The sequence below is a fragment of the Thioalkalivibrio paradoxus ARh 1 genome (genome assembly GCF_000227685.2).
GTDB lineage: Bacteria > Pseudomonadota > Gammaproteobacteria > Ectothiorhodospirales > Ectothiorhodospiraceae > Thioalkalivibrio > Thioalkalivibrio paradoxus.
Genome location: NZ_CP007029.1, coordinates 2,544,320 through 2,562,156 on the forward strand (window position 1 = coordinate 2,544,320; position 17,837 = coordinate 2,562,156).

General features: G+C 65.4%; 15 protein-coding genes. 1 reads left to right on the forward strand and 14 read right to left on the reverse strand.

The genetic code is table 11. From position 1 onward, the window contains the following. Window positions 1–172: 172 nt before the first annotated feature. The 12 genes from THITH_RS11395 to phoB all read right to left on the reverse strand — a co-directional run bounded on the left by THITH_RS11395 (window position 173) and on the right by phoB (window position 14,145). Window positions 173–1,087 (reverse strand): pirin family protein, encoded by a 915-nt coding sequence (locus tag THITH_RS11395; RefSeq protein ID WP_051418814.1) that lies wholly within the window; start codon window positions 1,085–1,087, stop codon window positions 173–175. 295 nt (window positions 1,088–1,382) lie between these two features. Next, entirely contained in the window at window positions 1,383–2,405 is a 1,023-nt protein-coding gene (locus THITH_RS11400) for a hypothetical protein (RefSeq protein ID WP_025367513.1), read from the reverse strand. Between the two features lie 157 nt (window positions 2,406–2,562). After that, on the reverse strand, window positions 2,563–3,291 hold the full coding sequence (gene phoU, locus THITH_RS11405; protein ID WP_006747952.1) for a phosphate signaling complex protein PhoU: 729 nt from the start codon (window positions 3,289–3,291) through the stop codon (window positions 2,563–2,565). Window positions 3,292–3,496: 205 nt separating this feature from the next. Beyond that, window positions 3,497–4,336, reverse strand: a complete 840-nt coding sequence (gene pstB, locus THITH_RS11410) for a phosphate ABC transporter ATP-binding protein PstB (protein WP_006747951.1) — start codon at window positions 4,334–4,336, stop codon at window positions 3,497–3,499. A 53-nt stretch (window positions 4,337–4,389) separates the two neighbouring features. Continuing rightward, window positions 4,390–6,042 (reverse strand): phosphate ABC transporter permease PstA, encoded by a 1,653-nt coding sequence (pstA, locus tag THITH_RS11415; protein ID WP_006747950.1) that lies wholly within the window; start codon window positions 6,040–6,042, stop codon window positions 4,390–4,392. A 27-nt stretch (window positions 6,043–6,069) separates the two neighbouring features. Then, window positions 6,070–8,367, reverse strand: coding sequence for an ABC transporter permease subunit (locus THITH_RS11420; protein ID WP_006747949.1), 2,298 nt, complete (start codon window positions 8,365–8,367; stop codon window positions 6,070–6,072). 92 nt (window positions 8,368–8,459) lie between these two features. Beyond that, complete coding sequence (locus THITH_RS11425) at window positions 8,460–9,416, reverse strand: PstS family phosphate ABC transporter substrate-binding protein (RefSeq protein WP_006747948.1); 957 nt, start codon at window positions 9,414–9,416, stop codon at window positions 8,460–8,462. Between the two features lie 152 nt (window positions 9,417–9,568). Further along, window positions 9,569–10,408: a hypothetical protein gene (locus tag THITH_RS11430; protein WP_006747947.1), complete on the reverse strand. Its 840-nt coding sequence runs from the start codon at window positions 10,406–10,408 to the stop codon at window positions 9,569–9,571. A 49-nt stretch (window positions 10,409–10,457) separates the two neighbouring features. Beyond that, complete coding sequence (locus THITH_RS11435; RefSeq protein ID WP_006747946.1) at window positions 10,458–11,009, reverse strand: FKBP-type peptidyl-prolyl cis-trans isomerase; 552 nt, start codon at window positions 11,007–11,009, stop codon at window positions 10,458–10,460. Between the two features lie 4 nt (window positions 11,010–11,013). Next, a complete protein-coding gene (locus THITH_RS11440) occupies window positions 11,014–11,886 on the reverse strand; it encodes a tetratricopeptide repeat protein (RefSeq protein WP_006747945.1) in 873 nt (290 codons plus the stop codon). A gap of 155 nt (window positions 11,887–12,041) precedes the next feature. Further along, complete coding sequence (gene phoR, locus THITH_RS11445; RefSeq protein ID WP_006747944.1) at window positions 12,042–13,376, reverse strand: phosphate regulon sensor histidine kinase PhoR; 1,335 nt, start codon at window positions 13,374–13,376, stop codon at window positions 12,042–12,044. 79 nt (window positions 13,377–13,455) lie between these two features. Further along, window positions 13,456–14,145: a phosphate regulon transcriptional regulator PhoB gene (gene phoB, locus THITH_RS11450; protein ID WP_006747943.1), complete on the reverse strand. Its 690-nt coding sequence runs from the start codon at window positions 14,143–14,145 to the stop codon at window positions 13,456–13,458. 281 nt (window positions 14,146–14,426) lie between these two features. Here phoB and THITH_RS11455 point away from each other — a divergent pair, with 281 nt between their 5' ends. Continuing rightward, window positions 14,427–15,179 carry a ferredoxin--NADP reductase gene (locus THITH_RS11455; RefSeq protein WP_006747942.1) on the forward strand — a complete coding sequence of 251 codons (753 nt, stop codon included), beginning with the start codon at window positions 14,427–14,429 and terminating at the stop codon, window positions 15,177–15,179. A 13-nt stretch (window positions 15,180–15,192) separates the two neighbouring features. Here THITH_RS11455 and THITH_RS11460 read toward each other — a convergent pair whose 3' ends face one another. Both THITH_RS11460 and THITH_RS11465 read right to left on the reverse strand, forming a co-directional pair. After that, window positions 15,193–16,458: a diguanylate cyclase gene (locus tag THITH_RS11460; protein WP_006747941.1), complete on the reverse strand. Its 1,266-nt coding sequence runs from the start codon at window positions 16,456–16,458 to the stop codon at window positions 15,193–15,195. 335 nt (window positions 16,459–16,793) lie between these two features. After that, window positions 16,794–17,810 (reverse strand): M14 family metallopeptidase, encoded by a 1,017-nt coding sequence (locus tag THITH_RS11465; RefSeq protein WP_006747940.1) that lies wholly within the window; start codon window positions 17,808–17,810, stop codon window positions 16,794–16,796. Window positions 17,811–17,837 lie beyond the last annotated feature (27 nt).

The following is a 17,837-nucleotide window of genomic DNA, read 5'->3' on the forward strand; positions in this document are numbered from 1 at the left end:
GCAGCAAGAAAAAAGCGGATCCGCCCAAATTTCCCGCGCCCATGGTCGCAGGATTGCGCGCAGCGTGAATCGAGCCGTGAGCCACATAGGAGGAGGAGCGGGCTGACTGCCTTCAAACAGCTAACGGTCCTTGGTCGGCGAAGAGTCGGTGCCCGCTCAGGGTCGACTCCAGTCAGTCTGGTAGCGGAATGAATTCCTCCTCGTCACCCGGCACCAAGGGATAGAGTCCTGCGCGCCAATCGGCTCTCGCCTGCTCGATGCGTTCCTTCCGGCTCGAGACGAAGTTCCAGTCGATGAACCGTTCTCCCACTGATTCGCCGCCGATCAGGGCAATGCGCGCGTCGGTATCGGCTTCGACGACAACGCTCCAGGCTGGGTACAGGACCGCCATCGAGTGCTCGGGAAGGATCCTGCGACCGAGGCGCAGTGCACCGCTGACCACATACAGCGCGCGCTCGGAGGTCTTGGGCAGGGTCAGGCACTGGCCCGCCTTCAGGCGTGCTTCCACGTAGAGGGTGTCGGCAAAGGTTCTTACCGGCGAGGTCACGCCGTAGGCGGAGCCCATCATCACGCGGAGCGGCACGCCATCAACCGTGCACATGGGAATGTCGGAACTCGGGTAGTGGTGGAAGGCTGGCTCGATCTCCTCGTCTGCCTCGGGCAACGCGAGCCACAGCTGCAGGCCGTGCAGCCGGTGCGCGGTGGCGGTGACCTCCGGCCGTTCGCGCTCGGAATGCACGATACCGCGCCCGGCGACCATGAGGTTGATGTCGCCAGGTACGATCGGCTGCACGCTGCCGAGCGAATCGCGGTGCAGAATCTCGCCTTCGAACAGGTAGGTCACCGTGGCGAGGTTGATGTGCGGGTGAGGGCGTACCGTGATGCCCTGTCCTGGCGGGAAGTCGGCCGGCCCCATGTGATCGAAAAAGATCCAGGGGCCGACCATCGTGCGTTTCGCGGTAGGCAGCAGCCTGCGCACCGAGAATCCGCCCAGATCCTTTTCACGCGCTTGCAGCAGCATCTCCACTGCCTCTTCGCCACGTGCCGATTCGCGGCCGTGCTCGCCCTGCCGATCCGTGTCGCGCATCGTCATGTCGGCCTCCATGGTGGTGGAGGGGCTTGCTGCCCCTGCGTGTTGGCACTCCTGCCTGCCCTGTGATCATAGTCGAGCCACCTGGAGTGAATCCCTCCGTAGCCTCCTGCAACTCTCTGTGGTTCATTGCGGGTTGGAACCGTCAACCTGGAAGGTCATCAGTGCGCCCAACTGGACGGGTCGCGGGGAAGCCGCCCGTCCGGGTCGTTCCCGGTGACCGAGTTGCCATCCGTAGTCGGCCCGGCACCTTGCCCGGTGGGCCGCCCCCTGCCGAGAACTCCGGGTCGGTTCACCACCCGCGATGGCGCAGGTGGATGCCTTCCCAGTCGATCGCGTCACCCGGCATCAACGTGACCGGCGCAAGGGCGACAGACCCGGCGTCGACAGGCTCGAGGAACAGGCGCACGCTGCCTTCCGGCGAGAGTTCAAGCAGGTAGATCCTCAGCCCGGCCGCCGACAACTCTCCGACCTGCCAAGGCCACAGTGCGACGCGGTTACGTCGGGGCCCCCACTGCCCGTCCCGCCAGAGAATCTCCACGGGCGCCGCCACCGGCTCCGGTTCCGGCGGGTGCCGGTCCAGGTCGTCCGAAACCCACAGGTGCACCGTTCCATCGGGCACAGGGAGCCGTTCACGCGCGTCGAACCACGCGGTCACGGCAGCCTGCGGCACGTCCAGCTCGTGACCCGCCAGCTCCAGCCGAAACTCACTGATCGCCGGGAAGACCCGGCCGAGTTCCCGTATCAGGATGTTGGCCCCGTTCCAGTCACGTTCCGTGGAACGAACCTCCGCGGCGGTGACCGGGCTCGGACTCTCGAGACAGCGCCCGATCCAGATCCGATCGCCCAGCGTCCGGCCGCACAGCTCCCCGGTTCGGATGTGCGGCGGCAGACTGTGCAGGAGGCCGTCCAGGTCCATCTGGTCGGGAAGCGGGCTCAGCCCGGCGGCATCGTAGTCGATCTTCAGTGCCTGCGCGCCACGTTCCGCACCGGCCTGCGGCCAGTCCATGGATGCCAGGATCTGGTCATCCCGATGGACCTCCAGGTATACGCGGTCGACGTTGACGCGCTCGACCAGGCGATCGGCACCTCCCGGCTGCATACGCCCAACGTCCCCGGCCAGAGCGCGAAGCGGCGCGAGCTCGCGGTGGTTGCCACCCGACCCGTGCTCGGGCCAGGCAACGAACAGGGAGAGCACGCTGCCGTCGTGCTCGAAATGCATGCTCGCGCCATCGGGCAGCGTGCGGCTCGCGAGTTCCTCGACCGCTTGGGGAAGTCCGGCGCGCTCGGCCTGCAACGCGCGTTGTTCCTGCAATACGCCCTGGATGGGCAGACCGGCAAGGCTTGCAGTAACGAACGGTCATTCCGGCAACCTGGGGCCAGGCGCCCGTCGAACGGATTGGGTTCTCGTCTGGGTCGCAGGCCCAGGTGAGCCCGCTGCCCCGGGCCCTTCGCGCGACGCAGCCGATCCGCTACGCCTTCTCTGCGCCCTTGACGACCGCCTCCATCTCGCTCAGCTCGATGTGGCGCACGTCGCGGCCCTTCACGAAATAGATCGTGTATTCACACATATTCCGGGCGTGGTCGCCGGCACGCTCGAGCGCACGCGACGCGTAGGTCAGATCCAGGATCCGCGTGATATTACGCGGATCTTCCATCATGTAGGTCGCGTTCTGGCGCAGAATCGCCTCGTGGTCATGATCGATCGCGAAGTCCTGGCGCACCACTTCGAGCGCCGCGCTCGCATCCATCCGCGCGAAGGCGTCGAGCGCGTCGTGCAGCATCGTCACCACGCGCTTGCCCATGGTGTCGATATCCCGGAAAAGCTGCTTGCGCGGCCGGTCGCTGTCGGCCTGCCGGATCGCCATACGCGCGATCGCCTCGGCCAGGTCGCCGATGCGCTCGAGGTCGGTGATGGTCTTGATCACCGCGACCACCAGCCGAAGGTCCATTGCCGCCGGCTGGCGCCGGGCGAGGATCTCGACGCAGCGCTCGTCGATGCTGACTTCGAAGCTGTTGACCCGCGAGTCGTTCTCGGCGACCTCCTGCGCGACCTGGGTGTCGCCATCGATGAAGGCTTGCAGCGCGTTGCCGAGCTGGGTTTCGACCAGTCCGCCCATCGCGAGCACGCGGTTCACGACCTCCTCGAGCTCGGCGTCGTACCGATGGGAGTAATGTCCACCAAGGCGTTTGTTTTCCATCCCGATCCCTATTCTCGTTTTGCATTGAAATCGAACGACGGGTGTCCCGACGCGCGACCGTGGTTATCCGCCGACTCGTAGGGCGGAAGAGCGTAGCGTCATCCGCCGTAAAGCCTTTGCACCGCCCTTGAAATCAGGGCAACTCTGGCGCTGGATGGCGGATGACGGCCTTCGGCCTTTTCCGCCCTACGCGCCCGGTCGCCGGTCAGCCGTAGCGACCGGTGATGTAGTCCTCGGTCGCCTTCTGGCTCGGGTTCGTGAACAGATGCATGGTGTCCGCGTACTCGACCAGTTCGCCCAGGTACATGTAGGCGGTGTAGTCGGAGACGCGCGCCGCCTGCTGCATGTTGTGGGTCACGATCATGATCGTGTACTGCTGCTTCAGTTCCTCGACCAGTTCCTCGATCTTGGCGGTCGAGATCGGGTCCAGCGCCGAGGTCGGCTCGTCGAGCAGGATCACCTCGGGTTCGATCGCGATCGCCCGCGCAATCACCAGTCGCTGCTGCTGGCCACCGGACAGGCCGAACGCGTTGCCCTGCAGACGGTCCTTCACCTCGTCCCAAAGACCCACGGCCTTGATCGAGCGCTCGACGACTTCGTCCAGCACACGCTTGTTTTTCACGCCCTGCAGGCGCAGACCGTAGGCGACGTTTTCGTAGATCGTTTTCGGGAACGGGTTCGGCTTCTGGAACACCATCCCGACGCGCCGGCGCAGCTCCGCGACATCCGTGCCCCGACGGTAGATGTTTTCACCGTGCAGGTTGATCGCGCCCTCGATCCGGCAGCCATCGACCAGATCGTTCATGCGATTGAAACAGCGCAGCAGGGTCGACTTGCCGCAACCCGAGGGCCCGATGAACGCGGTAACCCGTTTCGCCGGGATCTGCATCGTGATCTGTTTCAGCGCCTGGCTGTCGCCGTAATACAGGTCCAGGTTTTCAACCGTGACCGCGATGTCCTCGTCGGCCAGCGAACGGACCGTACGGGTCGTACCCTCGAACAGGCCGGAGGCCATGCTGGTCGCGGCGGGGCTTCTCTGGCTCATTTGATTCTCCATCAACATAACGATATCTCTTGCGGGAGCGGAAAACCCGACCTTCAGTCGCTTTCCGCGCGGTATTTCTCGCGCAGGTGGTTTCGAATCGTGATCGCCGACAGGTTCAGCACCAGGATCAGCAGCACCAGGATCAGCGCGGTCGCATACACCAACTGCTCGGCGGCCTCGGCGTGCGGGCTCTGGAAGCCGACGTCGTAGATGTGGAAGCCCAGGTGCATGATCTTGCGCTCCAGATGGATGAACGGGAAGTTCCCGTCGATCGGCAGCGTCGGCGCGAGTTTCACCACCCCGACCAGCATCAGCGGCGCGACCTCGCCCGCGGCCCGCGCAATGGCCAGGATCAGCCCGGTCATCATCGCCGGAGTCGCGAGCGGCACCACGACTTTCCACAGCGTCTCACCCTTGGTCGCGCCCAGCGCCAGCGAGCCGTCGCGGATCGTCGACGGGATGCGCGCGAGCCCTTCCTCGGTCGACACGATCACCACCGGCAGCGTGAGCAGCGCGAGCGTCAGCGACGCCCAGAACAGGCCTGGCGTGCCGAAGGTCGGCGACGGCAATGCCTCCGGATAGAACGTCCGGTCGATCGCCCCGCCCATGAAATACACGAAGAAGCCGAGGCCGAACACGCCGAACACGATCGACGGCACACCGGCCAGGTTGTACACCGAGATGCGCACGGTTTTCAGCAGCGGCCCCTGCTTCGCGTACTCGCGCAGGTAGATCGCGGCGAGAATTCCGAACGGTGTCACGATGATCGACATCACCAGCACCATCACCACGGTGCCGAAAATCGCCGGGAAGATGCCGCCTTCGGTGTTCGCTTCGCGCGGATAGCCGAAGATGAAGTCGAAGAAATCCTGGACGTAGAACCAGACCTTCGCCGGCACTGACATGTTGTTCGGCTGCCAGGCCTTGACGACGTCGGCGACGCGGAGGGTGACTTCGCTGCCGTCCGCCGCCCGCATCACGATGCTGTCTCGCGCGGCTTCGTCGTAGAGCTGGTTCAACCGCTTTTCGAGTTCCGCGTACTGCGCCTGCAGATCCTGCCGGCGCTGATCGAGTTCGGCCTGGTATTCGTCGGTCAGCGTGCCGCGAAGCTCCGCGCGCCGCTGGTCGAGTCGCACCCGCTCGATCTGGAAGTTGATGCGGCCGATCGCGCCGCGCTCGATGCTTCGAATCTCGCCCCAGAGGTCGCTGACCCAGCCGACCCGCTCCTGGAATTCGTCCCAGAGTGCGTCGCCCACCGCGACGGTGCTGCCGCGCTCGAGCAGGCGCAGGGGCACGCCGTAGAAGTCACCCCATTCGCGCCGTTCCAGAACCGCCATGTTCTTCGGGTAGCGCCATTCGTCCATGAAGTCGTCGACGAAATAGGCGAAGTCGCGGCCGGTCACGTCGCGATTGCCCAGCTTCAGCAAATGCCGGGTCACGACCAGCTGGTCCTCGGGGATCGGCACGCCGGCATCGCGCATCGCCGCGCCGGTCAGCGTCTCGGAACGGCGCAGCTCGCCGACCACCACGACCGGATCGGTCCCCGGCAGCTCGTAAGTGGTCTCGACGACCGGATGCGGCCAGAAGGCGCCGAAGCCGCGCACCAGGATCAGCGCGATCAGCCCGAACACCATCACCATGCTGATCGTGACCGCGCCACCGTTCAGCCAGATCCAAGGGGAGCCGCTTTTCCACCACTGTCTCATTTCGTCATCCTCGATCCGGATCTGGCTTTAGAGCGACGCATAGCGCTTGCGCAGCCGCTGGCGAACGATTTCGGCCGCGGTGTTCAGCAGGAAGGTGAATACCAGCAGCACCAGCGCGGACAGGAACAGCACCCGGAAATGCGTGCTGCCCACCGCGGTCTCGGGCAATTCGACCGCGATGTTGGCCGCGAGCGTCCGCATGCCTTCGAACAGGTTGAAGTTGACCACCGGGCTGTTGCCCGAGGCCATCAGCACGATCATCGTCTCGCCGACCGCGCGGCCGAAGCCGATCATCACCGCGGAGAAGATCCCCGGGCTTGCAGTCAGCAGCACGACGCCGGTCACCGTCTGCCACGGGGTCGCACCGAGCGCCAAGGACCCGTTGGTCAGGTGCTTCGGCACGTTGAACACCGCGTCCTCGGCGATCGAGAAGATCGTCGGGATCACCGCGAAGCCCATCGCCATGCCGACGATCAACGCGTTGCGCTGGTCGTACGGGATCCCCACGTCGGTGAACCACTGGCGCATCGAGCCGTCGAAAAACGCGACCTCGATCCAGGGGCTGCTGGTGACCACGATCCAGCCGGTCAGGATCACCACCGGCACCAGCAGCGCCGCCTCCCAGCCCGACGGAACCAGGCTCTTGACCCCCTGCGGCAACCGGGACCAGGCGAAGCCGGCGATCAGAACGGCCAGAGGGAACAAAATCACTCCCGTGATCAGGATCGGCAGGTTGTTTTCGATGTAGGGGGCCAGCCAGATGCCGGCCAGGAAGCCGAGGATCACCGTCGGCAACGCCTCCATCAGCTCGATCGACGGCTTCACCACGCGCCGGATCGCCGGGGCCATGAAATAGGCGGTGTAGATCGCGCCCATGATCGCGAGCGGCGTCGCCAGCAGCATCGCGAACAGCGCCGCCTTCAGTGTGCCGACGGACAGCGGCACGATGCTCAGCTTGGGCTCAAACGCGTCGTCGGCCGACGACGACTGCCAGATGAACTCGGGCTCGCCACGGCCCTCGTACCAGACCCGGCCCCAGAGCGCGCTCAGCGTCGTCTGCGGATGCGGATTGTCGATCGCCAGCACCCGCAGCACGTCGGAGTCTTCGGTTTTCACCAATGCCCGCCGGTTGTTGGGCCCCATCGCGAGACGCGCGACCGGAACATCCGACACCGACTTCATCGCCAGCGTGACGCTGGAGGTGGCGAAATGCAGGCCAACGCTGCCATCCTCGGCCCCGGTCAGGAATCCCTTGCGGATGGACTCGGGCTCAATGAAGGTGACTGGGGCATCGTGACCCCGGAAGCCGCGGATGAACGTCATATGCGACTGGCCGGAATCTTCGTCCCGGACCAGGAACCACTGCCGCACGCTGCCGTCAGAGCCGCCAACGATCAGCGACCGCGAGCCGACCAGAAACTCGGAAGCGGTGACCCGGGCGCCGTCGCCGACCAGTTCCACTTCTTCGACCAGGAACGGGTTGTTCCGATCGACGATATTGAAGTTGAACAAATGCCCGCGATCGTCGATCACGAACACGTTGCGCAACGTTTCCGGTAGCAGGATCTGCCGCACCGGGCGCCCCATGTCCGGGAGGTCGTAGTCCGATCGGCGGATCTCGACCTCGCCAGTCATCATGTTGCGGCGCGTCGAAAACAGCGCCATCGCGATCTCGCCCTCCTCGGTACCGCCGGCGACGATGTAGCCGCCGCGTCCTTCGACCACGGCCAGCGCCGAGTAGTCCTCGACCAGGCCCGCGCCGATGCGGATCGGTTCTTCACCCAGCGGATACGAAAGCTCCGGATGGATATGCCGAACGCCGCCCACGAAGGTCTGCGGGTACTCGACCTTCACCGGCAGCACGCCGCCGTCCGAATAGCCGAACACGAACAGACTGCGACGGCTCTCGGCGCGATCGAACGCGGTGATCCGTTCGCCCTCGGGGATCGGCACTTCGAGGCGCTCGAGCACTCCGCCGGTATTGGCATCGAAGAACGTGATCGTCCCCGACTTGGAGAAACGCGCGCCGATCTGCTCGTAGCGGTCGAGCGTCAGGTGCAATGTCGGCGCCGGGACTTCGTCGCCCGGCACCGTGTATTCGGTTTCGACTCCCACGCTCACGGGCTTGAGCAATGGGAACGTCTCGTAGAACAGATAGATGAAGATCAGTGCCAGAGCGAAGATGACGCCGAGTCCGCCGGCGCCGACTCCGTAGCGCGAGAATCCATCCCGAAACGCCCGAATCTTGCGCAGCTTCTGTCGGCGTTCCGCATCCGGAAGCAGAGAACCTTCCGGAAGAGCGGAGTCGTTGGTGACAGCAGACATGATCAACCTCTGGTGATTTACTGATACTCGGAGATAGCAATGGGCCCTGGCACCAGGGGTACCAAGGCCCATTGCGGGTTACCGGACTGTCCTCAATCGAGGTTGAATTCCGTCCGGAACCGTTCCGCGGCGCTGGCGGAAAGCGTCACGTAGCCGTCACGGTGCACGACGCCCTGGCCTTCCTTCGACAGCACGAGGCGGAAGAACTCGCGCTCGAGCGGGTTCCAGCCGCTTTCCGGGTTCTGGTTGGCCGCGATGTACAGGAACCGCGCCAGCGGGTAGTCACCGGTGGCAGCATTGTCGCCGGTGGCCTCGAAACCGTTCAGGGGCACCACGCGCACGCCGGCGGTACGGTATCCGATGCCGGAGTAACCGATACCACCCAGCGTCTGCTCGACACCGCGCACCACCGCCGAGGAACCGGGCTGCTCGTTCACGGTCGCCCGGAAATCACCGCCGCACAGCGCGTTCTCGCGGAAGAAGCCGTAGGTGCCGGAAACCGCGTTGCGACCGAAGATGGTGATGTCGCGGTTGGTCCAGCCACCGGTCAGGCCAGCGTCGCCCCAGGTGTTGATGTCACTGTCGTGACCGCAGGCGCGGGTGGCCGAGAAGATCGCATCGACCTGCTCCATCGAAAGAGTCTCGACCGGGTTGTCCTTGTTCACGTACACCGCGATCATGTCCACCGCGACCGGAACCAGCGTCGCCGGATAGCCGTGGCGGTCCTCGAACGCACGCATTTCGGAATCCCGCATCGGGCGGCTCATCGGGCCGAAGTTCGAGGTGCCCTCGGTCAGCGCCGGCGGGGCGGTCGAGGTGCCGGCGCCCTGGATCTGAATGTTCACGTTCGGGTAGTGGTTCGCGAATTCTTCGGCCCAAAGCGTCATCAGGTTGTTCAGCGTATCGGAACCGACCGAGCTCAGGTTGCCGGAAACGCCGGACACGCGCTCGTAGCTCGGCAGGTTCTCGTCGACGTCGGCGGTCGCCACGGAAACGGAAACGCCCAGGGCAGCGACAACGCCCAGGACCAGGGATTTCTTCATCGTCATGATCAGGATTCCTCAGTTGGAATGGTCGTAACGAACTGGGCTGGCTGAGAGGCCGGTGCCTTCCATTCGCGGCCGGCAGTATGAAAGCGCTCGGTCACAACTATATGAATGCGAGATGACAACTTTGTGACGACGCCGGACCGGTGACGCCGCTATCGGGCGGCCAGGGGGAATCCGGGCGCACGCTGCACATCATGGATCTGCAGATCCAGGCGCCGGAATTCGTTCGCGCTTCCGGCACCCTCGATGACGCTGATACGGGTCGGGGTCAGCGCTCTTTCGATCCAGCGCCAATCGCCGAGCTCGACACACACGGTTGCACCCGTTTCCGGATCGTGGAGCCCGATAGCCCGCGGGCGTTGCATCGAGTCGAAGTCCAGCGTCACGCGGCTTCCCGTTTCGGGCAACACCCCCTCCCATGCCGAGCCCTCCTCGATGACCTGCCACTGCACGCCGCGGTCGACGAACCAGCACCAGGGCGCAAGCGCACGTTCGCCAAGCGCCTGTGCCCGAAGCGCAAGCGGGGACGGACCGCACCCGGGGCACTCGATCCGGAACAGCCCCAGCCACCAGTAGCTGCTGGAGATTCCTCTACCGTCGACCCGATGGATCTCGACGATCCAGCCGAACCGTCGCAGGCCGACCCGCCGGATCTGCGCCCAGCCGCCGCAGGGAAGAAGGAAGCTCTCGGCCGACACCGGCCGGTCGCGATCGTCGCTGTCGTAGCGCAGGCGCCCGGACGCATGTATCACCAAGGGGCCGAGCCCAACACCCCGACCAACCAGCGCGGTGACCAACCGGCGGGGCAGTTCTCCACGAACATCTCCGAACCGGGCCTGCATGCCGTGGCGCGCCGGTTCCTGCGCGAAGTCCGCCACCGCCGACAGATAGTCCGCCTCGACCTGCAAGCGAATTCGCCGCGCGCGCAACCAGAGCAGCGTCAACGCCAACGCGACGCCGGCGGCCAACCCAAGGAGCCACGGCAGAACCATCCACAGAGCGCCTGCGAAACCGGTCACGAGCCCGCCGACTGGTTTCGCGTCAGCGCAGGCCGGGAACCGGGCGTTCCCATTCCTCGATCTCGCGCGGCGGATCGGGCATCACGATGGCGAGCAGCTCCAGTTCGAAGATCAGCGTTTCCTCCGGGCCGATCCGGCCACCCCCGGCGCGCCCGTAGGCGAGTTCCGGCGGCACCACCAGCCGCAGCCGTGTCCCCACCGGAGTCGACACCAGCGCTTCGCGCCAACCGGCAATGGTGCGCTCGATCGGCACAGTGGCCGGCTCGTTGCGGCGCCACGAGTTCTCGAACTCGCGGCCATCCAGGTGCCAGCCACGGTAATGCACCTGCACCCAGTCGTCCTCGTCCGGCACCGTCCCCTGCCCTTCACGCAACACCTCGACCTGAAGCCCGTTGTCCCAGACGACCACCCCAGGCCGTCGCTCGTTCTCGGAGCGGTAGGCCAATCCCTCCTCGGCGTTCATTTCCGCAAGCAGGATGCGCTCTTCGATCTGTTCCGGAGTCAGCCCGCAGGAGCGGGCCCCCAGGAACACGAAAACCAGTGCCAGCAGGCTGATCAGGATTACCTTGAGCATCGGATCACGGCCTTGCGACCGCCCAATCCACTGCGCGCTGCCGCGCCTCGCGCAGCGCTTCAGGGGTGAGCTGTTCCTCGAGCACGAGGCGGATCCGGTTGCCGAGGTCGTCGCCGTCCGCCGCAGACAGACTGGCCCACTTGGTTGCGCTGACGGGGTTGGCCTCGACGCCACGCCCCTCGGTGTACATCAGCGCGAGCCAGGCCTGCATCCTGGCGTGCCCCTGCTCGGCGCCGATCCGGGTGTATCGAGCCGCCGCGTCATCGTCGACCGGGTGGTCGCCGATCCCCTCAGTGTAGAGCCGGGCCAGAAAATACGCGGCGAGCACCTGACCCTGCTGCAGCGCATCGTCAAGCAGTTCCCTTGCCTCGAACACCCGATCGGGGGCGCGGCCGCCTTGCGCATCGGCGATCAGCACCGAGGCCCAGGCAACCCGTGCCGGGGCGTAATCCGCGTCGATCGCACTCAGGAACCACGCCTCGGCCTGGACGCGGTCGCGGTCCACACCCTGGCCACCGAGGTACATCCAACCGAGCTTCACCGCGAACTCCTGCGCCCCGGCCTTTGCCGCGCGGGCGTACCATTCAGCGGCGCGTGCGCCGTCCTGCGGAACCCCTTTGCCCTCCTCGTACATCCAGCCGAGGTAGCTCATCGCGGTGGGAGACCCCGCCTCGGCCGCTTCGGTGAAGGCCTCGCGCGCCGAATCCCAGTCTGGCGGGTCGAGCGCGAGGGAGGCATGGGCCCGCGTCTCGGCAGCGTCCGGTTCGGCAGCCGATGCCGCAGAATGCAGCGCCCCAGCGCCGAGAGCGGCGATCAGCCCCGGCACAAGCAGCAACCGAAAAGTCCGGCGGGTCAAGTCAATCAAGTTACGGTACATCGATCATTCTTCCATTCAAGAAAACGAACCTGCAGGGCACGAAAGCGCAGCGTCATCCGCCACGCAGCGTCGGCACCGCCCCGGTGTGCCCGATGGTGGATCACGGCCTTCGGCCTCTTCCACCCTACCCCGGCGCGAGTGCAATGGGCATCCGGTCATGATCCGGCGCCGGCATGCTCACGCTCGGCAAGGGACTGGCGCAGCAGCTTCGCCGGGAACACGCAGGTGAACCGGCTGCCCTGGCCCGGCGTGCTGCGGATGCGCAACTGGGCTTCGTGCCGCATCAATACGTGCTTCACGATCGCGAGTCCGAGACCGGTGCCGCCGCGGCTCTTCGAGCGACCGTTGTCGACGCGATAGAAACGCTCGGTCAGACGATCGATGTGCCGCGGCTCGATGCCGATCCCGGTGTCCTCGACCTCGAGGTATCCGGCCTGATTATCGGATGACCAGCGCAGCGAGATCCGACCGCCCTCCGGCGTGTAATGGACGGCGTTGAACAGCAGGTTAGCGAAGGCGCTCCGGAGTTCCTTTTCGTTGCCCAACAACAGCAGCCCGGGCGTGGCTTCCAGCTCCAGCTGGTGCTGGCGCGCGCCCGAGAGTACACGCGCCTCGTCGATCAGGCCCGGCAACAGCGCCGGAACATCCACCCAGCGTCCGTTGCGGGGTGCGCCTCCGGTTTCGAGCCGAGCCAGCAAGAGCAGATCGTCGACCAGGTGCTTCATCCGTTCGGCCTGCTCCTGCAACAGGCGCACCGACCGGCCAAGTTCGGGGTTGCCGCCGATCTCCTCGTCGAGCGTCTCCGCCACCCCGTAGACTACCGACAACGGCGTGCGCAGCTCATGCGAGACGTTGGCGACGAAGTCGCTGCGCATGGTTTCGAGCCTCTTCATCGCCGTAATGTCCCGCGCCAGCAGCAGATAGCGCTTCCTTGCGTAGGGGATCAGCCGGATTTCCAGCCAGATCCGTGCATCGGCTGGCGATGGCAGCGAGAGGCTGCGCGCTTCGTGCACATGCTGCGCCAGAAACGACACGAACTCCGGGTGGCGCACGATGTTGGTGATCCGCCGCCCCTCGTCGCGCGGCCATTGCAACCCCAGCAGGTCCAGTGCGGCCTGGTTGCACCACTCGATGGCATAATCGCCTCGCAGCACCACGGTCGCGTCCGGCATCGCCCTGATCGAGTCGCGATAGTTGCGGACCAGATTGCGCCGGCGCTTGTCCCGCTCCCGGCTGCGGCGACGCATTCGGTACAGTCCGTCGAAGATTTCCCCCCACAGCCCCAGCGACCGGGGCGGATCCAGCTTCCGGGTCAGGCGCAGCCAGCGCTCCAGGCGCCGCAGGTTATGGAAGTTCCAGGCCAGTGCCGCAAACGCACCGAGCAGAAATACCAGCAGCCATTGCGCGGTCCACCATCCGATCAGAACCAGACCCAGCAGCGCCAGCGCAAAGCGGGCCTGCCACAGGGGCCACGGATTTCGGGGGATCATCGCTGGCCGAATGCCGGTTGCCCCGGGCCATTACCCGAGCACACAGGAACGACGCCCGCGCAATGCGCCACGAAACGGTTCAAGGCTGCCTGGAGAAACGATACCCGGCACCGCGGATGGTTTGTACCAGGGCATCATGACCAGAACCCGACAATGCAATCCGCAAGCGACGGATATGCACATCGACCGTGCGCTCCTCGACGTAGACGTTCGTACCCCATACGTTATCGAGCAATTGGCCGCGCGTGAACACGCGATCCTGATGGGCCATGAAAAAATGCAGCAAGCGGTACTCGGTCGGCCCCATTTCGACGTTCGCGCCGTTCGCGGTAACCCGGTGGCTCACCGGGTCCAGCCGCAGCCCTTCGACCTCCACCGGCTCGTCGCTGCTGGTCGGCGTGGTGCGACGCAGGACGGCCCGAATCCGCGCCACCAGCTCCCGTGGGGAGAACGGCTTGGTCACGTAATCATCGGCACCGACTTCGAGACCCTTGACACGATCTTCCTCTTCTCCGCGCGCGGTGAGCATGATGATCGGAATGTTCCGGGTGTGCGGAGCACTCTTGAGCGACCTCGCCCACTCGACCCCGCTGACATCAGGCAGCATCCAGTCGAGCAGGATCAGCTCCGGCAACTGCTGCAGCAATGCCGCGCGCGCCTCGCGCACGTCGGCAGCTTCGATCACGTTGAATCCTGCCTTCTGCAGCGGGCCAGCGAGCACCTCTCTAACCGCCGCATCGTCCTCCACGAGGAGGATGTCGAGTTCCATGATCCACTTCCCGTCTGAAACGTGCCGGCATTAGATAACAGGCAGGTTACACAATCTTTACAGGAGGGTACCGACGACCTGCGGGCGGCCTGAACGCCGCACCATGGATGACACCGCACACGGCCGCCTCCCGGAAACTCCCGTTGGATCACCGGCAGGGTTGTCAGTCCCGTGGGTACCAGCGGCCCGCGGCCGCGCAATTCCGCATCAGAACCGGCTCTTGATGCAGTCGCAGCCGCAAAGCTGCTAGCTTGTCCAACGGTCCAACCGGAGGCATGGCATTGCCGTACAACGAACAAAGCATCACCTCGGTCCGGCGCTGGTCACCGAAGACCTTCAGCTTCACGACCACGCGTCCCGAGGGTTTCCGATTCGAGAACGGCCAGTTCGTGACGCTGGGCCTGCGCCGAGAGGGCAGGCTGATCCCGCGCGCCTACTCCATCGTCTCGGATCCACGCGAGCCGGACCTCGAGTTCCTGAGCATCCACGTTCCGGACGGCCAACTGACGAGCCAGCTGGCGGAACTGGGGGTTGGCGACAGCGTCTGGATCAACAGCAAGGTTACCGGCTCGCTGACGCTCGAACATGTGCTGCCAGGCCGGAACCTCTACCTGCTGGCCACCGGAACCGGAATCGCGCCCTTCATTTCCCTGATCCGGGGCAAGAAGGTTTTCGAGCACTTCGAGCGGGTCATTCTGGTGCACAGCGTGCGCACCGCACCCGAGCTCAGCTACCGCGAGGAAATCGAGCACCGGGCCGGCGACCGGCTACGTTATGTGCCGACCGTAACCCGGGAGGCGCACGCAAACACCCGGCGCGGGGCTGAACTCTTTCGCAGTGGCGAACTGTTCCGGATGCTGGATCTTCCGGCCGCAGACGCGGAACTGGACCGGGTGATGCTCTGCGGCAACCCGGAGATGAATCGCGAGATGACCGAGTTCCTGAAGGCGGCGGGCTGGACGATGACCAACTACAAGGGCGTCGGCAATTTCACCGTCGAGCAGGCCTTCGTCGGCACCCGCGCCGGTGACTGACGGCGGGCGCGCTTCAGCAGTTCCTGACCAGACCGAAGAACTGCCGGTCGGCGGTGAGCATGTGCCGCAACACCAGATCCTGCGCCAGGAATTCCACCAGCGTCGCCACCGCAACCGGACCAGACCGGACCGCCGCCTCGACCTCGCGAGCCCGCCTGAGCAACGCCCGATGTGCGTTGCGGTGTCCCTGGAGGCCGGGAAACGCGCATTGCTCCAGGATCTGCTCCTCGTGCCTGAAATGCCGCTCGACCTCGGTGACCAGGGCGGAGACGGCACTGGCCAGCCGATCCGGCTCGGAGTGCGATGCAAGCGCCTCCGCCAGCACCCGGTTCGCCAGATCGAACAGCCGGCGGTGTTCCCCATCGATCACCGGGTGACCCGAGGCGAAGTCACTGTCCCAGGCCAGCTCTACAAGGGGCCGGGTGCGGGGGGTGGAACCCGCAGCCGGGCGCGACTCCGGCCGCAGCGGGTCGACCACCACGCGATCGCGCCCCCCACTCTTCGCGCGATACATGGCCCGGTCACAGCGGTCGAACCAGTCTTCGCGCGAGGCCTCGGGGAGATACTCGGCCACGCCCAGGCTGACCGTAACCGTACCCACCACTGGAAAGGGTTCCGCAGCAACGGCCTCGCGCAGGCGCTCGGCGACGACCGCGGCACCGTCGGCGTCAGTTTCGGGAGCCAACACGACGAACTCCTCGCCGCCCCAGCGATAAAGGCTGTCCGTGAGCCGAAGCGCGTCTTGCACGCGGCTGACCAGCTCCTTCAACACTAGATCCCCGACCGCATGGCCGAATCCGTCGTTGATCCGCTTGAAATGATCCACGTCGAGCAGAATCTGGGAGAGGGACTCGCGATACCGCGCAGCGCGGGCGGTCTCGGATTCGACCATCCGCTCGAGGTGCGTCCGGTTCCAGGCATTGGTCAGGCGATCCTTGGTGCTCAGGCGCTCCATCTCCCGCAGCCGTTCCTCCAACATCTGGACAGCCCGGTCGCCGTTCTCGAGGATCAGCATCAGCCGGTCGCCCAGCGGGACCACGAACGCGGCGACTGCTTCGCCATCGCCATTCGCGTTCGGCAAGCTGACGTTGGACGGCACATCGCGCGCGGACAGCTTCGCAATCACCTCGGGTGTCAGCGCCTCGGCATCCATTTCGGACGAGAATCGCCGGTTCACCAGATCCACCGACCCCGAGCGGTGAACCACGGCTATGGGCAGCGGCAGATCCATCAGGGTATCGATGGTGCTGTGATCTTCCAGCCAGGTACTAACGGTCATCGCGAACACTCTCCGGTCGGTAGATCCACTGCAGCGGGCCATCTTCGGGTTCCGCGCCGGTCGAGCTACAGGCAAAACGGCCCAGTGGCCGTCTTCCGACCCTGGTCACGAGCGACACCTTAACGCAAGAAGACGCGATTTGCTCGGGGGTACTGGAAGCGCCCCGATATCGCAAACGCCGCAACTCCTCGACCCGTTCGCACCATCGTCGAGCAGAAGAGTGCAGCGTCCATCACGATTCGCTGTCCAGCAGCCTCACGCGGGTCGCCAAAACGCCGTTGCCGGAGCCGAACACGGTTCGCAGCAGCGCTCCCGGACCGACAACGGCTGCGGGTTCAGGATGGCAGATCCCGGGACTTCACTCCATCCACTGGCCGGGTGCTGATCTCGGCGCGGTAGAACCACTCGTTGCCCGGAAGCGCTTTCGGGTTCGGGAATACGATAAACCCGTCTCCCGGCGAGCGGACCACCTCGCCGTCCGCGCGCACGCCGATCGCCTCGCCCGCACAGACGCGGTCGAAACTCTGCCAGGGGCGGGCAAAGCGATCGTCCGGGTGATCGCGGTCGATGACCTCGACCAGGCGCAGCACTTCGAGGTCGGTACGCGGCGGCGGCGCCGCCAGATCCAGCATTTCGAGGTGAGCCAATGCCGCGAGGATCGCCCGATACCCCACCTCCGGAGCTTCCGGATCGTCATGCTGGCCGCATTCCAGCGTCACTCCGTAGCCGCCGTGGCTGCGCATGTACTCGGTAGTGCCGATGCCGTAACTCGGATCGGTGCTGAGCATCTGGGCACGCAGGCTGGCATTGGGGTTGCGAATCCGCCGGGCGACACCGCGCGCGTAGGTTTCAAGCCAACCCTCGACGACCCGGCGCGGCCCCAAGCGTCGCACCAGCGCCTCCTCCGCCGCGGCATGCCGGAACGGCTCGAGGTCCGATTGATTGTCCTGCGGCCCCAGCATCACGAACGGTTCGCCCGGAGTGTGGAACGAGTGCAGATCCAGCAATACGTCGTGCTGCGCCAGCAGCGGCGCAAGCCGATTCGCAATCCGGTCCTCGTAGTCCCGCGGATCGTCGGTCTCCCGGAAATTGCGGTTCAGGTTGCGCTCGCCCATGCGTTCCCCGCGCTGGTAGGCGAGCGGATTGGCAACAGGGACCAGGGTCAGCGTGCCGCGCAGCAGTTGCCGTTCGCCACGCTCCAGTTCGCTGGCCAGACGCAGGATGGCCTTGGGACCGCAGGTCTCGTTTCCGTGCACGGCTCCGAGCACGATCAGGCGTGGCCCCTCGCGCAGACCGACATAGGCCATGGTTCGCAGCATGGTCGGTGGGAAAGTCGTGGGGTTCGATACCATCGGCATACTCCGTCAGCAGACGTGACG

Excerpts from the sequence above, each read along its gene's own strand:
- THITH_RS11425 (WP_006747948.1), bottom strand. The coding sequence starts at position 9,416 with ATGACGATGAAGAAATCCCTGGTCCTGGGCGTTGTCGCTGCCCTGGGC.
- THITH_RS11435 (WP_006747946.1), bottom strand. The coding sequence starts at position 11,009 with ATGCTCAAGGTAATCCTGATCAGCCTGCTGGCACTGGTTTTCGTGTTC.
- phoB (WP_006747943.1), bottom strand. The coding sequence starts at position 14,145 with ATGGAACTCGACATCCTCCTCGTGGAGGACGATGCGGCGGTTAGAGAG.
- pstA (WP_006747950.1), bottom strand. The coding sequence starts at position 6,042 with ATGAGACAGTGGTGGAAAAGCGGCTCCCCTTGGATCTGGCTGAACGGT.
- phoU (WP_006747952.1), bottom strand. The coding sequence starts at position 3,291 with ATGGAAAACAAACGCCTTGGTGGACATTACTCCCATCGGTACGACGCC.
- THITH_RS11460 (WP_006747941.1), bottom strand. The coding sequence starts at position 16,458 with ATGACCGTTAGTACCTGGCTGGAAGATCACAGCACCATCGATACCCTG.
- THITH_RS11420 (WP_006747949.1), bottom strand. The coding sequence starts at position 8,367 with ATGTCTGCTGTCACCAACGACTCCGCTCTTCCGGAAGGTTCTCTGCTT.
- THITH_RS11440 (WP_006747945.1), bottom strand. The coding sequence starts at position 11,886 with ATGTACCGTAACTTGATTGACTTGACCCGCCGGACTTTTCGGTTGCTG.
- THITH_RS11465 (WP_006747940.1), bottom strand. The coding sequence starts at position 17,810 with ATGGTATCGAACCCCACGACTTTCCCACCGACCATGCTGCGAACCATG.
- THITH_RS11395 (WP_051418814.1), bottom strand. The coding sequence starts at position 1,087 with ATGCGCGACACGGATCGGCAGGGCGAGCACGGCCGCGAATCGGCACGT.
- phoR (WP_006747944.1), bottom strand. The coding sequence starts at position 13,376 with ATGATCCCCCGAAATCCGTGGCCCCTGTGGCAGGCCCGCTTTGCGCTG.
- pstB (WP_006747951.1), bottom strand. The coding sequence starts at position 4,336 with ATGAGCCAGAGAAGCCCCGCCGCGACCAGCATGGCCTCCGGCCTGTTC.
- THITH_RS11430 (WP_006747947.1), bottom strand. The coding sequence starts at position 10,408 with ATGGTTCTGCCGTGGCTCCTTGGGTTGGCCGCCGGCGTCGCGTTGGCG.